This is a genomic window from Hoylesella oralis ATCC 33269 (assembly GCF_000185145.2).
GTDB lineage: Bacteria > Bacteroidota > Bacteroidia > Bacteroidales > Bacteroidaceae > Prevotella > Prevotella phocaeensis.
This window is the reverse complement of record NZ_GL833119.1, coordinates 387,014-402,895: the sequence shown is the minus strand read 5'-3', so window position 1 is coordinate 402,895 and position 15,882 is coordinate 387,014. Positions and strand designations below refer to the sequence as shown.

The window sequence follows — 15,882 nt, the reverse complement described above, 5'->3', positions numbered from 1 at the left end:
TCGGAATAACCTGATACCATGCATAGACAATTTCTGTTAGTCGGCTTCTTTATTTGTTCGTTTGCTGCGTTTGCGCAGAATAAGCCCGATTGGGAAACCTATTACGAGCAGTTGACCGGTCTCGAAGATGCGGAAGACGCATCGTGGGAGGATGTTTATGATATACTTTCCGACCTTTCGGAGCATAAGATAAACCTGAATACCGCCACACGCGAAGACCTCGGACGGTTGATATTCCTGACCGATGAGCAGGTGGAAGAGCTGTCGGAGTATCTGTATAAGTACGGTCCGATGCGCAGTTTGGGCGAACTTTCGATGGTTGAAAGTTTGGATGAGCCGCGGCGTAAGTTACTTGCATGCTTCGTTTATTTGGGCGAAGAGCACCGACAAAGTTTCCCGTCTTTGGCAAATATCTTGAAATATGGGGGCAACGAGCTGGCCGCTTCGGTACGTTTACCGCTCTATGAACGGCGGGGCGACCGCAACGGATATCTCGGTTATCGCTACAAACACTCGTTTCGTTATGCTTACAGCTATGGTCAAAGCATGAAATTCGGTGTGGTTGGCGCTCAAGATGCGGGCGAACAATTCTTTTCGGGGCGTAATTCGTGGGGCTACGATTACTATTCTTTCTATCTTATGTTGCGTGATTGGGGGCGCATGAGGGCATTTGTAGCAGGGCGATACAGGCTGAAATTCGGCATGGGACTTATCATGAACACCGATTACGGCTTCGGTAAAGCAGCCATGCTTGCCACTTTGGGGCGGACAAACAATAGCGTTCGAGCGCACAGTTCGCGTTCCGAAGGCAACTATCTGCAGGGTGTAGCAGCAACGGTCGGCATCTTTCGCGGTCTCGACCTCACTGCCTTTGTGTCGTATCGCGATATAGATGCAACGCTGACCAAGGATAGTTCGGGCATTGCAACGATTGTGAAGACGGGCTACCACCGTACGGTGAGCGAAATGAACCGTAAACATAACGCCACGGAAACGCTTTTCGGCGCCAACATGCGTTACTTCCGGAACGGTTTCCATGTAAGTGTAACGGCGCTGAATGTCGTTTTCGACAAGCCGTTATGCCCCGATACCCGACGTATTTATCAGCGTTATCGCCCCTCGGGCAGCCGTTTTTGGAACATAGGTGCCGATTACGGCTACGCAAGTGGTAAGCTCTCGTTCAACGGAGAGATAGCAACAGGCGACTGCCATGCCCTTGCTACCGTGAACAGTCTTAGCTTCCGGCTCACGTCTTCGCTCTCTCTGATGGCGCTGCAGCGGTTTTATTCCTATCGTTATTATTCGCTTTTCAGCAGGAGTTTCAACGATGGAGGCAGCGTACAGGGCGAGAGTGGCGCATACATAGGTGCCGACTGGCAGGTCTGCAGGCACCTGCGACTGTCGGCATATACCGACTATGCCTATTTTCCGTGGGCACGCTATCGGGTTTCCAAGGCCTCTCGGTCGTGGGATCACCTGCTGTCTGCCGTCTATCAACGGCGAAATATCACCGTTACAGCGCGCTATCGTTTGCGCAACAGGCAGCAAGATAACGATACACATACACTGCTTATCGGTAAGACAGAGCATCGTGCACGGCTTTCTTTCGCCTTTGAAGACGGTACGCACTGGCAGTGCAAGACGCAGATAGACGGCGCATGTTGCCGTTGCATGCACAACAGTACGGGGCTGATGGTTACACAGAACATCGGTTACCGGTGCCGTTGGCTGACGTTGAACGGCAGTTTCGGCTACTTCAACACCGATGATTACGACAGCAGGGTGTACAGTTGTGAGCGGAGCCCGCGCTATAATTTCGCGTTTCCCGTATTCTTCGGCGAGGGCATCCGCTATATGCTCATGGCTCATGCCGCCCTTTCAGCGAAGCTGCACCTATACTGTAAGGTCGGTACAACCGATTATTTCGACCGTAATCATATCTCCTCGTCCTATCAACAAATAGATAGAAGCTCGCAAACCGATGTGGATATGCAGGTTATATGGAAGTTCTGAAATCGACTTCTTTTTTATGTAATTGCACTATGAACATGAAATATTTTGCCTATTTCTGCACTTTTGCAGTGCAATTCGGTATAGTTAGAATTATTTTCGTACCTTTGCACGGTAGACATATATAGCTCAAAATGATATTGTTAAGTTTTGATACGGAGGAATTTGACGTGCCCCGTGAGCACGGAGTAGACATTTCATTGGAGGAAGGTATGAGGGTTTCCGTGGATGGAACCCGTAAAATTCTCGATTGTTTGAAGGCTAATGGCGTGAAAGCTACCTTCTTTTGCACCGGAAACTTTGCCGAACAGGCGCCCGAAATGATACGTAGAATTGTGGAAGAGGGGCACGAGACGGCCTGTCATGGGGTGGACCATTGGCGTCCGAAGGCCGATGACGTGTTCGTATCCAAGGAGATTATCGAGCGTGTGAGCGGTGTCCAAGCGTTCGGTTACCGCCAACCACGCATGTTTCCCGTATCAGACGAGGCCATCGAAAAGGCAGGATACCGCTACAATTCATCGCTTAATCCGGCGTTTATCCCGGGACGTTACATGCATCTGACGGCCCCCCGTACTTATTTCATGAGGCATTCGGTGATGCAAATTCCCGCATCCGTAACACCTTGGATGCGCTTCCCGTTGTTTTGGCTGGCCCTTCATAACCTGCCGGAAAGGCTTTATCATGCCCTCGTTCGCCGCGTGTTGCGCCACGACGGGTACTTCGTAACCTATTTCCACCCGTGGGAATTTTACGATCTGAAGGCCCATCGTGAGTACAAGATGCCGTTCATTATCCGTAAAAACAGCGGAGATGCGATGGTCGGAAGGCTCGATCGGTTGGTTAAGATGCTGAAAGCACGCGGCGAAGAGTTCGTTACTTTCAAAGATTTTGTTAACCGCAAACAGTCTTAGCAAATGATTACGTTAGCCATAGTTTCACCTTGTTACAACGAAGAAGAGGTATTGGAAACCTCTTCGAAACGTCTTACGTCGCTGCTCGACGGACTTATAAAAGAAGAAAAGATAAGTTCTGACAGTATGATAGTATTCGTAAACGACGGGAGCAAGGACCATACATGGGAGATAATTCGCCGTTTGCAGGCCGAAAACAGGTTTGTCAGGGGCATTAATCTGGCACACAACGTGGGACATCAGAATGCTATAATGGCGGGAATGATGACGGCTAAGGGCTGGGCAGATGCCGTTATCACGATCGATGCCGACCTTCAAGACGATTTGCAGGCCATTCCCAAGATGATCGATTGCTACGCCGAAGGCAGCGATATCGTATATGGAGTGAAGATATCCCGCAAGGCCGATCCCGTTCTAAAGCGATTTACCGCCGTTACATTCTATAAATTGCAGGAACGCATGGGCGTTAAAAGCGTGTTCAACCATGCAGATTTCCGTCTGATGAGCCGGCGTGCACTCGATATGTTGGCAGGCTATCATGAGCGCAATTTGTATCTAAGGGGGTTAATCCCTATGCTTGGGCTTCCTTCTTCGACTGTTGACGACGTTATCGGCGAGCGACAAGCCGGACATTCCAAATATACGTTGAAGAAGATGCTTAATCTTGCCCTCGACGGCATTACCTCTTTTTCGGTGAAGCCTATCTACGGAATACTCTATCTCGGTGCTTTTTTCATCGTTATGAGCATTATCATCGGCATTTATGTGCTCCATGCGCTCATCGCAGGCACGGCATATCCCGGCTGGGCATCCATCATGTTGAGCATTTGGCTGATAGGAGGATTTATCTTGTTGTCTATCGGCGTGGTGGGTATTTATGTAGGAAAAATATACGTGGAGGTAAAAAATCGGCCGCTGTACAATATCAGCGAGATTATCGGAGATGAGCATCGGCAGGTATAAACAGTTGTGGCAGGAGCATCCTAAGATACGTGCAGACTTCTGGCGCGTGGCACGTTTCGGCGTTGTGGGCACCGTATGTTCGGCCATTCATTACGGAGTATATTGCTTGTTCCTGCTGTTCGCCGATGCCAACATAGCCTACACGGCGGGGTATGCTATGGGGCTGGTGTGCAATTATGCACTGACCACCTATTTTACTTTTAAGCAGAAACCCACGAAGATGAATGCTGCAGGCTTTGTAGGAAGCCATGTAGTGAACTATTTTATGGAGATCGGGTTGCTTAACCTGTTCCTGTGGCTCGACTTCAGCAAATGGCTTGCGCCCGTATTGGTGATGGCTATTGCCGTTCCGATTAACTTTTTAATGCTTCATTTCGTGTTTCTGCACAGGCAGAAAGGCACTATTTCGTAAGTTTTTCGTATATTCCGAAAACCCGAGAGGCTACGTCGTTGCCCTCGAAACGGCGTATGTATGCCCGACAGGCTGCCTGTCTATCGGCCTTAGACGCACCCTCTGTCAGCAATAGGTCTATGGCCTGTGCCAGTCCTTCGGCATCATCGGGCGAAACATAGAGGCAGCCTTCGCCTCCCGCCTCTTCGAGGCAAGAGCCCGTGCAGGCCGCAACAGGCAGTCCGCAGTGTATGGCTTCGATGATCGGAAGGCCGAAACCCTCGTAACGGGAGGGGTACACAAAGCACGCGGCCTGCCGGTATATGGCTGCCAAATCGGCATCGCTGACGCCTTGGAGCATGAGCACTCGCTGTTGTAAAGCTGGTTTCTTCCGCAGATATTCCGTAATTTCATCGGCGTATTTTGTACGCTTTCCCACGATTACAAGCGACACATCGGCAGGCAAGAATGGCAGTGCTTTTACGGCAAGGAGCGCATTTTTGCGCCTTTCTATCGTGCCTACGTTGAGAATATAACGCCTCGGCAGCCGGTATTTCCGACTTGTTTGTTGAAGTTCTTCGTTGCTTATTTGCATGCTGAAGCGCGGTGCACAGCTCTGATATACCACGTCTATGCGCTCCGGATCTACCTTTCCGTACTCGATGATGTCGCGTTTGGTGCACTCGCTGATGGCGATGATGCGGTCTGCCTCATGGCAAGTGCGGTAGAATTTGCGGGCATAAATCCAAGCATCCAATGGGTTATAGAACTCCGGATGGCGCATAAAGATGAGGTCGTGGATAGTGACGACGGTCTTGATGCCTGCCTTTTTGATGCCTATGGGCAACTCTCCGCTCAGTCCGTGATACAGGTCGATGCCGTCGCGCAGCAGGTCTTTCACCACGAAACGACTGCGCCAAAGCGATTTGCCCATGGGGAAACCGTAACCGTTCGGGCAGACGAACTGCACTGAAGGGCTTTCTATTATCTTTGAACGGAGTTCTTGTCGCCCTAAGTCGGGTGTGTAAAGGCGCAAACGAGTACCTTCGGGAACGATATGTGCCATATCGTTGACCAACGTGCGGCCGTAATTGCCCAATCCGGTGCCGTTCCTAACGATGCGTTTTGCATCGTATCCGACCGACAAAGGGCTAAATGTCTTTGTCATAAGCATAGTTTTTGAAACTCATTTCGTAGCACAGCCGCAACCAGACGATAAGACAAGGCAGGGCTTTCAGTGCGTATTGCTGTATTATTTCGCGCTTGAATTCGCGCGGATATAGGTCTGAAGAACCCATACTCGACAGCAGAAACACGAATATCATCAGCGCAATGTCGGCCTTAGAGCGCTGCCATGGCGCCGCGAAATACCATATGCACGCGCCGCAGAGGGCGATGATATAAGAGCTGGACTCGCTGCCTGTGCTGAACAGAACGACAAACAGCAGCACCGAAGCCAATATGGTTTGCCGGAAGGCTTTATGTTTATATTGGTCGAACCGCAAATAAGGGATGATAAACAGTACGAGTGCGGGCAGCAGGAGCCACAAATCGGAGTAAGACATGTTGCCCGTAACGCGGCGAACCATGCCGAGCGCCGATATGTTTTGGGCGATGGAATTGATGTTTTCCACGTTTTTTCCGCTCAGACAGACAATCCATTCCTGATATTGTTCGATGACATACTGCGGACTGCTGATAAGCATAGGAGCGATAAACAGCACAACCGCCCAGAACAGGAGCGACAGCGAGAAGCGCAACTTGTGGCGTGAGAATAGGAAAAACGCCAGTCCTACGACGCCGTAGAGCTTTACGAACGTGCCCAAAACAATAAGAAAAGCAGCCCAGAAGTCGCGCTCTTTTTCTATCAGGAAGTACGAAGCGATGATAATGGCGGCAATGGTAATATTGAATTGCTGCATGAACAGTGACGTAAGAAGCGTTTCGGAGCAGAACCAGAAGATAAACATTTTTTGTCCGTTCTCGAAGCCTGACCGGCTTATAGCGAGATATAATGTAAGTGAAAGTGCAATGCACCACAGCAAGAGCCCTAAAGGTTCGGGCACAATTGCAAAGGGTGCGATGACAAGAGAGAACAACGGACCGTAATGATTGACGTCGAAATATTCGGCAGGATAGGCATCGTAGAGCGACAGACCTTTGACGGCGTGCCAGAAAACACCTCTGAAAATAAGGAAATTGTTATCGGATCGGTGGAGTTTAAGTACCATCGCGATCACCGAGAGCAGCATCCAAAGCCAGAGAATGGTACGGGGTTCGTGGAAAAAAGGTTTGGATAAGAATGCTTTGCCGCGCTGAATTACTGTATTGTTCATTTGTCCTTACAGGTTTATCGTATTTGCCTGCAAAATTAAAGAATATTCTTTAAAAAGCCTTAGAGAATGGTTTTTATTTGTATCTTTGTGCGTATGAAGACGGAGCATCGTATATCTGTTGTAATCAACACCTATAATGCCGAGACGCATCTGGCAGAGGTAATCGAGGCGGCAAGCGGCTTTGATGAGATCGTAGTGTGCGATATGGAGAGCACAGACGGCACTGTAGAGATTGCACGGAGCAGAGGTTGCCGCGTCGTTACGTTCGAAAAGCGCGATTACACCATCGTGGAACCGGCCCGACAGTTTGCCGTCGACAGTGCCGCATACCCATGGGTGCTGGTCTTGGATGCCGATGAATTGGTGACACCTGCACTGAAGGCTTATCTTTATGAGCATATCCGGCAGCCCGATTGCGCCGAAGGAATAGCCATACCGAGGAAGAATTACTTCATGGGGCGCTTCATGCACGCCTCTTATCCCGACTACATACTGCGCTTTTTCCGTAAGGATGTTACGCAATGGCCGCCCGTCATCCACGCTTCGCCCATCGTTACGGGGCGGGTGATACGTATTCCGAGAGCACGAAAAGACCTCGCCTTCGAGCATTTGGCCAACGATACGATAGCCATGCGTTGCCGAAAAACGAACGTTTATTCCGATAATGAGGTGGGCAGACGTATGAACAAGCGTTACGGGACGGGCGCTCTAATAGGCCGACCTCTATTTCGTTTTTTCCGTTCTTATATATTAAAAGGTGGAATAAGAGACGGTGTTCCCGGGTTAATCTATGCCGTTTGGGAAGCTATTTATCAGTTTACCGTTGTTGCAAAGATAATAGAAGCGCGGAAAAACGGTAAAGTTTAGTTTTTGAAAATATCGGGCAATTGCTTATTTTCGAGTGAAACCTTGTAGGTGAGCTTGTGGATAAACGATTTACGGGCAGCCTCTTCTATCATTTCCTGTGAAAGAGAATGGCTTTTTTTCATTCGGTTAAAAAGAATGTGGGTGTCGTCTTCCGGCACTGCAGGCATATTTCGGTATTCACAGGCTGCCCGTTTATCGCTTGTGATCATGGCCTTGAACATCAGATGAAGTTGGAAGTAGTGCAGTAATCGGTTCTCATGTTTCCACAAATCCGTCATGAGCGTTTTCCACTGTTGTATAAGGTAGCTTTCGGTTTTGGCACGTATAAAGCAACTTTGTATAAGGGTGTAGGCAAATTCACCGTGCGAATGATACATGAAGAACTCGGCTTTTTCGATCCAATCGGGGATAGGTGCCGTAAGCAGGCATGTGGCATCTATCCAGTAACCGCCGTAGGTGGCAAGGAGATAGATGCGCAATAAGTCGGAAAATTGGGCATCTGCAATCTTTCCTTGTGCCCTCTTCTTGATGATAAAGTGAGGGATATCTACGTATTCGGTATAGTTTTCTTCGGTTATGACAACGATTTGCTGATGAGGCAAGCGGTGTTTTTCTACCGAGCGTAGGCATAAATCTACAATCGGAGGTGCCGCCTGTCGCCCCTGTAACCAGCATTGCCATATATATTCCGTATGTGTATTGCGATTAACGGTTTCTTTTGTTTGTGATGCACCGGCCAAAGGTGTTGCATATTTTCGTGAGAAATATGCCGTACATCGCCGGTCGTTGAGCGGATCGAGTGCATATCTCACCCGATGGCGGAGCTCTTTATGAGGGATAAGAGCGGAAACCGCGGTACATATAAACTTCCGAAATGCGATGAACTGCATGCTATGAATGGGTGTTCAGATACTTGTCAAGACCATTAGGGCACCATGATATGTGCTCTCGTTTTACACGTTCCAACTCGTCTAAGTGGCGTTGTTCGTTGCTGCGCGACGACTCTTTGTGATACAGATGGTACACATTGCCTCCCATCTTCAATGCTTTTTTCTTTACACCGGCATAGTGTAACCTGAATGCAATCTCCCCATCTTCGTGTCCCCATTGCATTAAATCTTCGTTATATCCGTTGACTTTGACAAGATCATCCCGCCAGAACGCCATGTTGCAGCCACGGAGATGATCGATTTGTCGTGCATATTTTTCGGCAAGGAACCTACGCAATAACCTCGAACGGAAACTGTTTAATATGAATGTGAGCGGCAAATTCCATACGTTGACCGTAAGGGTATGCGATGCCAATATGCGCTTTGTGAGCTGTGGAGTGAGTTTTACTCTGCTTCCGCATACGAAATAATTGCGTTCGGCCAACTCTAAATGGTCGGAAACGAAATGGGGCGACAGGATTACATCGCCGTCTACTTGCAGAATGTAATCGCCTGTAGTCTTGGCGATGGCCTTGTTTAAGATGATTGTTTTGCGGAAACCGTCGTCTTCCTGCCATACATGTATGATGGGAATAGGACTAACTTTGCGGATGCGTTCTATTGCCGTACGCGTGTCGTCAGTGGAACCATCGTCGGCTATTACTATCTCATCGGGCATTCGCGTCTGCCTTAACATACTCGATAACGATAGCTCTAAGGCCTTATGCCAGTTGTATGTAGACACCAATATGGTGGTTTTCATCGTGTTCTTTTCCATAAATAGTTTATTTGTTTATCGGAGGTACGATCCATGGGAATAGCTGATTCAATATTTTTACCGTACGCTCGAGAATGTAATCTGTCTTTTTTATGCCTAATTCTTCGTTTATGATATGTAGATATTCCTTTCGTTGTTCTCTTGTTGTATGTAGACGTTTGATCTCTTTATAGAATGCCCCTTTGGCGAGATGTACCTTATATTTGCTGATAAACGATAGTTGCCAAAGGAAAGAAGCAATCATTATCTTTTCCTGAAGTTGCCCTTTGGTGCCGTCGCACCGTACGGTTACGCGTTCCGGATGCTGACGGAAGCAGTTCAATTTTCGGCGTACTTCAACGATATCTCCCTGCAATGCCATTGCTATCCAGAAAAGCCAGTCGGCACAGTAGTGCATTCGGGCGAAGTCGTGGCATATCTTTTCGTATGCAGTTCGGCGGAATAAAACCATGCTTGCATTATAAACAGTGTCGTGCCACAGTAGCTTTTGCTTGATGTAAGACTCTGAATTATATAAATGTATAGAGCCGTCTTCATCCCAACAATCATAGTCTTTCGATAATATTCGGTCGTTTTCGTCTACCAATAATGAGCCGGAAGCTGCAAAAGATGCCGTAGGATGATCGTTTAAAGCATTGACCATTACTTCCAAGAAGTTATTTTTGCAGTAATCATCGCTCTCGGCTATCCATAGATATTCGCCTCGTGCGAATGCCATACCTCGTTCCCATTGTGCAAACGGGCTGCCGCTGTTCTTATCGTTGACCAAGTATTTGACAACAGTAGGATATTTCGAATATTGTTTTAAAAGTTCCTGACTGCCGTCGGTAGAACAATCGTCGAGCAGTATAATCTCTATATCCTGATAAGTTTGGGCAAGGATGCTGTCGATTCTTTTTGTAAGAAATCGGCGGTAATTATAGTTGGGTACGATAACTGAAACCTTGGGCATATTGCAATAGTTTATACGGAAGTGTAGACATTATTGAAGTGTGTAAATGCGCCAATTGTCAATGGAGCGTCCTTATCCATAATCCAATAGAGGGGTACATTATTGTAAAAGGAGGCCCAAAGCGAGAAAGTGCTCTTCACACCTATTATATAATCGCACGATGCAAGTAGCTGCAAATCTTCTATTCCGCTGCCGTTAGAGAGGTAAGTTGTGGGATGAATGGCTCTGAAATCGTCGATATTGAGTTTTTGATCGTTGGTACAAATATAGATGTTGATTGTTTTTCCGGTATGCAGGGCGCAAAACTGTTTGATGATTTTGTGATATACATTGTCGTCGAAGAAGTATTTTCCTCCCTGCCAATAGCGGTAATCACCTCGACGGATGTGCAGTCCGAGACTGATGTCCGCATGTGGATGGGCCGCCATCTTTATGCTTATTTTCTCTTTGATTGTCGGTTTAATTTCGAAAAGTTGCCTGATTTCTTCGCGATATTTTTGGAATAAAGCCGGATATCTGCATCCCCAAGCACTGCAAGCTATCAGTTTCGTTTCGCGTAGTCGGCGGTCTGTGGCCGGCGTGTTGTCTTCTGTAATGCAGTCGATCACATGAGCTGACACCAGCAGCTTTCCTATAAAATACGTCAATGGGTTATGATACCATTTCTTACATACGGCAAAATAGCGGAATTTATAGGAAAAACGCATCGAAATAACCTTTATTCCGTATTCCCTACCGAATGCATACAGATGAGCAAACTGTAGGATGTTGTTGCACATCTGGCCGTATCCTTTTACTAAAATCATGTGGTATGTGCTTGATGTTTTTTCCTTTTTTCGATTTCTTCAAGACTGCCTAAGTCAACTCTTCCCGTGGTCTTGTCGTAACGCATGTTATATTCTTCGTGCGTACGTTTCCATCTGTTGTGGCTCCATAGGTAAAGTGATGGATCTCGGCGAATGGTCTTCTCGAGTTCTTCGAAATACATGTCGGTGATGCCATAGTCGGGTACTGATTTCGGATTGTCTGTCAACAGCCGTATTTCGCAGCGGTAATAACCGCGTTTTATACGAGATACGTCGCCATAAAAGGTAACTTGATTGGCTACTTTTATAACTTTTTCGCTTCCGGTCAATACAGGTGTGTCGTGATGAAGGAAGTTGTACCAGTGGTGGATGTTGTTCCAGAAGGGTACTTGGTCGGATATATAACCCATAACAATGGGCTGTTTCTTCTGTTGATAGGCCACCACGCGGCGTAAGGTCTCTGCCATAGGCACGCAAAGTGCCCCTTGTCGCTCCCTTACATATTTAAATAAATCGTCGAAATGCTTATTCTCAAGCGGATGATATATCTGCATACATTGCGCTTTTTTGCCGATCCATAGGGGTAAAGAGGTGATCCATTCCCACTCGCCATAATGTCCAAGATAGATAGCACACGAAAGTTCTTGCTCTACATAGCGGTCTATTTGTTCCGTTCCCGTAAAGATAATGTGCTTTTTCAGTTGTTTGGAACTCATAGTCATTAGTTTTATCGTCTCTACAATGTAGTCACAGAACCAGTGGTAGAACCCTTTTTCAATCTTACGCAATTCTTTTTCCGGCTTTTCAGGGAGCGATTCACAGAGATTTTTCCAAATAATACGATGCCTATAGCGCACGATATAGCAGACTATCAAGTACAATATATCTGAAAAGATATAGAGTATTCGAAGAGGAAATAGTGATAACAGATACCAAATACCGAACAAAAGACTGTATAATACTTTCATGCTGTTGCGGATATGAAGATGCTTTATCCCTGATGTCAGGGCATTAGTTTATCGTTGACCATGCGGTACATGTACTGTTGAATAATGGCCTTGACCTCCTTTTCCATCTGTGCTTGCTCCTTGACTTTGCCTTTTAAGTCGTGTTTCATCAGCAAATCTTTCAGCGAATAGACAGCTTTGGTCTTCTTACCATCGAATTGTAGCACGTATCCATACTTCACATACTGGTATATTCCGTTAAGATAATTCACGGCATACGTCTCTTCCATCGGTGTCGTCATGAGGTCGCAACCGAAAGAAAGGAACGGTTTTCCGTAGCCGAGAATACTGAGTACCGTCGGTAGAATATCTATTTGTTGGGCTATACCGTTGCGCATACCTGCTTTAACCTCACCACTCGGATCGAAAATAACGATGGGTGAGCAAAATCCTCCTATGTCTGTTTGGTATTGTGCGTGGTCGCTAAGGTTGGTATGATCACTTGTCAACACGAATATAGTGTTCTTGAACCACGGTTGAAGGGCTGCCTTCTCGAAGAATTTGCCTATGGCCATGTCGGTATACCGTATACATTTGTGCATTATAATGCCTTCTTCGGGGAATACATCCTTATACTTATCGGGAATAATATAAGGTGTATGGGAAGTAACTGTAAATACAGCGGTCATAAACGGTTGTTTCATTTCGCTCATCTTAGTACAATAATATTGTAAGAAGGGCTCATCCCATATTCCCCAATGCCCGTCGAAGTCGTCGTCTCCGCCAAATCGCGGATCTGCGTCGTAGTCTTGTCGCCCGTAATATTGCTGAAAACCAGTCTTATTGGCAAAGGCAAGAAATCCCATACTGCCACGATTGGCTCCATGGAAGAATGCTGTATGATAACCTTCCTTAGCAAGTATGCCCGCCATACTGGTATATGTGTTCATCGATTGCGGCGTCAATACGAATGGTTCTACGAACATAGGTATGCCGCACAGTACGGATGGCATACCGTCGATGCTTTTCCGACCGTTGCAGTAAGAATATTTGTAGGTGGCACTTTGGCTGATCAGCTTGTCTACATTCGGCGTATAGCCTTTGTATTTTCCGCCTTCGAGTTCCTTATTCAGCGCTCCTATATACTCACGTCCGAAGCTCTCGACAATCAAAACCACTACGTTTTTCTTCTTAAAAGCATGTGTGGGTTGGGGATGATGTATAGGCGTAAAGACAGAAGACAGCTCTTTTTCGCTCTTATAATAGTCGGGTACGGTAAACACATCCTTGCCTATGGTACGTATAAGGGCAAAAGGCGTATTCAGTACCAAGGCACACTCTGTGGGACGGTCTGCATATTGATTTGCATTACTGATGGTAATCGGACGTATTCCTGTACCCAGTCCGCCGCGACAGGCTCCCACTCCGAGCGGGGTAATGGCAGCAAGCAGTACAAAAAGCAGCACGCTGTACAAGATACGTTGCTTAGCGGTGTGAAAGAGAGAGCTGCGCACTTTGGGCGTTACATATAACTTCCACATAAGGAAAATAAGGATCGCAGCGAGCAATACCAAGTACCAATGAACGATAAGTTCGCCCCAGAACACGTCTGCAAGATTGTTTTCGTTCTTAAATTCGCTAAATACGCTTGTCGTAGTGCGGCGCAACGTATAGGGAAAATATACCGAGTCGCAGAGATTGATAACCAATGTAATAGAATTAACCACCACGAATACCCACTTGCAAATCTTATGATATGCAGGTGTTTCTTTCAACCATAACGGGAAGAGCATCATTACAATGTAGAGACTGTTGGTATATACGATCGCTGAACGGTCGAACATATAGCCTCCTCCGAACAACTTCAGCAGATGCCCGATAGACATGTCGGTGCTAAAGTAGCTGTAATTTTCCAATAGAAACTCAATTCGCGCTATTATGTACAGTGCAAAAGCAATGAACAGGTTGATGATAAGTGCGATAAACGGCGCGAACGGGGTATCGAGAATATTTATTTTATTCTTCTTCATAACCTTGGTGTATCTGTTTAAGTGTTGATTTATAGCGATTGCATATCGTTCAGTTTCTTGTAATAACCATCGGTTTGCAGTAATTCTTCGTGGGTGCCGCGTTCCACGATGCGTCCTTCGTGGAGCACACATATCTCATCGGAGTTTTTTATCGTAGACAACCGATGGGCGATGGCCACGGTGGTACGGGTATTCATGAGCTTCTCTAAGGCATCTTGAACCAGCCTTTCACTCTCCGTGTCGAGTGCACTGGTAGCCTCATCAAGTATCAATATCGGCGGATTTTTGAGAATTGCGCGGGCTATGCTTACGCGCTGTCGCTGGCCGCCCGACAGTCTGTTTCCGCGATCGCCTATGTTCGTGTCGAATCCATGTTCCGATTCCATGATGAAATCATAGGCATTGGCGATACGGGCTGCCTGCTCTACCTCCTCGCGAGAGGCATTGTCTACGCCGAAGGTGATATTGTTGTAGAACGTATCGTTAAAGAGTATGGCTTCTTGATTGACATTTCCTATGAGTTGGCGCAAGTCGTGTACGCCCAAGTCCTTTACGTTGATGCCGTCGATCAGCACTTCTCCTTCCTGTACATCGTAGTATCGCGGTATTAAATCTACCAATGTAGACTTGCCCGAGCCGCTTTGACCGACGATAGCCACGTTTTCTCCCTTGCGTATCTTGAGGTTGATGTTGCGCAATACCCATTGGTCGGCGTACTTGAACGATACATTTCGGAACTCTATTTCGCGTTCGAAACTCTTTATGTGTACGGGGTTGTCGGCCTCTTTGATAGCTACTTCGGCCTTTAGTATCCTGTCTACGCGCTCCATAGAGGCCAACCCTTTGGGAATGTTATACCCTGCTTTCGAGAATTCTTTAAGGGGATTGATGATCGAATAGAGCATTACGAGGTAGAAGATGAACGTAGGACCTTGCAAAACTTGGTTTTTCAATACCAGTACACCGCCGAACCAAAGCACGATAACGATCATTACAGTGCCGAGAAACTCGCTCATCGGGTGGGCCAGTTGCTGCCTTATGTTCACACGTATGATATCGTTACGATAGGCACTGTTTATTTTATCGAACCGTGCATTCATCTTCTCTTCGGCGCAGAATGCCTTGATAATGCGCAAGCCTCCAAGGGTTTCTTCCACTTGGCTCATGGTGTCGCTCCACAAGGCCTGCGCCTTAATGGAGTTCTGCTTGAGCTTTCGTCCCACATAACCCATGAACCATCCGAAGAGGGGCACGAAGACAATCGTGAAAAGCGTAAGCTGCCACGACACTACAACCAATGTTGTAAAGTAGGCTATGATAAGGATAGGGTTCTTAAACAGCATATCGAGCGATGCCATAATGGAGTTTTCTATCTCTTGAACGTCCCCGCTCATGCGCGCAATGATATCTCCTTTGCGCTCTTCAGAGAAGAATCCCAGCGACAGAGAGTTTATTTTCTGATAGAGTTGGTTGCGAATATCACGCACCACGCCTGTGCGTATCGGTATGATCGATGCCGAAGAAAGGAAGTAGGCCCCCGTTTTAAGCATGGTCATAAAGGCGAGTGTCAGTCCTATAATGAGCAGCGAAGTGGTTGGCCCTACCGATGTAATAAGTTCGTACACATAATAATTAAAATTATTTGTTACCACCTCGGTCAGGTCTTCCATCGAATCGATGCTGCTCCACGGCATGAATGTTACGGCCTTTTGGGCTTCCTCGGTCTGGAAAAGTATGTTGAGAATGGGGATCAATGTGGCAAACGAGAAGATATTCAATACTGCCGAAAGGATATTGAATATAACCGAAAGCACTAAATATTTCTTGTATGGCGGCACAAAACGGCGCAACACTTGTAGAAATTCCTTCATACTGATGCTAAAAAACAGAATACACGAACCTTTAAATTATTGGTTTTCAGTTTGTCTTCCTGCAAAGGTAACGTAAATAGAATATAAC

At 46.9% G+C, this 15,882-nt stretch carries 14 protein-coding genes; 5 read left to right on the top strand and 9 right to left on the bottom strand.

Going from position 1 to position 15,882, the window contains the following annotated elements; genetic code table 11:
- Nucleotides 1–18: 18 nt before the first annotated feature.
- The 4 genes from HMPREF0663_RS04390 to HMPREF0663_RS04375 all read left to right on the top strand — a co-directional run bounded on the left by HMPREF0663_RS04390 (nt 19) and on the right by HMPREF0663_RS04375 (nt 4,299).
- On the top strand, nt 19–2,013 hold the full coding sequence (locus HMPREF0663_RS04390) for a helix-hairpin-helix domain-containing protein (RefSeq protein ID WP_004369033.1): 1,995 nt from the start codon (nt 19–21) through the stop codon (nt 2,011–2,013).
- Nucleotides 2,014–2,144: 131 nt separating this feature from the next.
- Nucleotides 2,145–2,924: a polysaccharide deacetylase family protein gene (locus tag HMPREF0663_RS04385; RefSeq protein WP_004369032.1), complete on the top strand. Its 780-nt coding sequence runs from the start codon at nt 2,145–2,147 to the stop codon at nt 2,922–2,924.
- A gap of 3 nt (nt 2,925–2,927) precedes the next feature.
- Complete coding sequence (locus HMPREF0663_RS04380; protein WP_004369031.1) at nt 2,928–3,887, top strand: glycosyltransferase family 2 protein; 960 nt, start codon at nt 2,928–2,930, stop codon at nt 3,885–3,887.
- The gene (locus tag HMPREF0663_RS04375) at nt 3,868–4,299 is read left to right on the top strand and encodes a GtrA family protein (protein ID WP_004369030.1); all 432 of its coding nucleotides are present in this window, start codon (nt 3,868–3,870) and stop codon (nt 4,297–4,299) included. Before HMPREF0663_RS04380 ends, HMPREF0663_RS04375 begins: the two co-directional genes overlap by 20 nt.
- Here the strand turns inward: HMPREF0663_RS04375 and HMPREF0663_RS04370 are convergent.
- Both HMPREF0663_RS04370 and HMPREF0663_RS04365 read right to left on the bottom strand, forming a co-directional pair.
- Nucleotides 4,289–5,452 (bottom strand): glycosyltransferase family 4 protein, encoded by a 1,164-nt coding sequence (locus HMPREF0663_RS04370; protein WP_016665403.1) that lies wholly within the window; start codon nt 5,450–5,452, stop codon nt 4,289–4,291. The two genes, HMPREF0663_RS04375 and HMPREF0663_RS04370, sit on opposite strands and share 11 nt — an antisense overlap.
- Entirely contained in the window at nt 5,430–6,614 is a 1,185-nt protein-coding gene (locus HMPREF0663_RS04365; RefSeq protein WP_004369028.1) for a glycosyltransferase family 87 protein, read from the bottom strand. Before HMPREF0663_RS04365 ends, HMPREF0663_RS04370 begins: the two co-directional genes overlap by 23 nt.
- A gap of 66 nt (nt 6,615–6,680) precedes the next feature.
- Between HMPREF0663_RS04365 and HMPREF0663_RS04360 the strand changes: the two genes are divergently transcribed.
- On the top strand, nt 6,681–7,481 hold the full coding sequence (locus HMPREF0663_RS04360) for a glycosyltransferase family 2 protein (protein ID WP_004369027.1): 801 nt from the start codon (nt 6,681–6,683) through the stop codon (nt 7,479–7,481).
- On the opposite strand, the gene HMPREF0663_RS04355 is transcribed toward HMPREF0663_RS04360, so the two are convergent.
- From HMPREF0663_RS04355 to HMPREF0663_RS04325, 7 genes are read right to left on the bottom strand one after another with little or no spacing between them, the layout of a single operon-like run.
- On the bottom strand, nt 7,478–8,371 hold the full coding sequence (locus tag HMPREF0663_RS04355; protein ID WP_004369026.1) for a capsular polysaccharide synthesis protein: 894 nt from the start codon (nt 8,369–8,371) through the stop codon (nt 7,478–7,480). The genes HMPREF0663_RS04360 and HMPREF0663_RS04355 overlap by 4 nt on opposite strands.
- Before the next feature lies 1 nt (nt 8,372).
- Nucleotides 8,373–9,188 (bottom strand): glycosyltransferase family 2 protein, encoded by an 816-nt coding sequence (locus tag HMPREF0663_RS04350; protein ID WP_004369025.1) that lies wholly within the window; start codon nt 9,186–9,188, stop codon nt 8,373–8,375.
- Between the two features lie 7 nt (nt 9,189–9,195).
- On the bottom strand, nt 9,196–10,140 hold the full coding sequence (locus tag HMPREF0663_RS04345) for a glycosyltransferase family 2 protein (RefSeq protein ID WP_004369024.1): 945 nt from the start codon (nt 10,138–10,140) through the stop codon (nt 9,196–9,198).
- Between the two features lie 11 nt (nt 10,141–10,151).
- Nucleotides 10,152–10,946, bottom strand: a complete 795-nt coding sequence (locus tag HMPREF0663_RS04340; RefSeq protein ID WP_004369023.1) for an alpha-1,2-fucosyltransferase — start codon at nt 10,944–10,946, stop codon at nt 10,152–10,154.
- Nucleotides 10,943–11,914, bottom strand: a complete 972-nt coding sequence (locus tag HMPREF0663_RS04335; protein WP_004369022.1) for a lysophospholipid acyltransferase family protein — start codon at nt 11,912–11,914, stop codon at nt 10,943–10,945. Before HMPREF0663_RS04335 ends, HMPREF0663_RS04340 begins: the two co-directional genes overlap by 4 nt.
- Nucleotides 11,915–11,949: 35 nt before the next feature.
- On the bottom strand, nt 11,950–13,923 hold the full coding sequence (locus HMPREF0663_RS04330; protein ID WP_004369021.1) for an LTA synthase family protein: 1,974 nt from the start codon (nt 13,921–13,923) through the stop codon (nt 11,950–11,952).
- 29 nt (nt 13,924–13,952) lie between these two features.
- Entirely contained in the window at nt 13,953–15,794 is a 1,842-nt protein-coding gene (locus HMPREF0663_RS04325; RefSeq protein WP_004369020.1) for an ABC transporter ATP-binding protein, read from the bottom strand.
- Nucleotides 15,795–15,882: the final 88 nt, after the last annotated feature.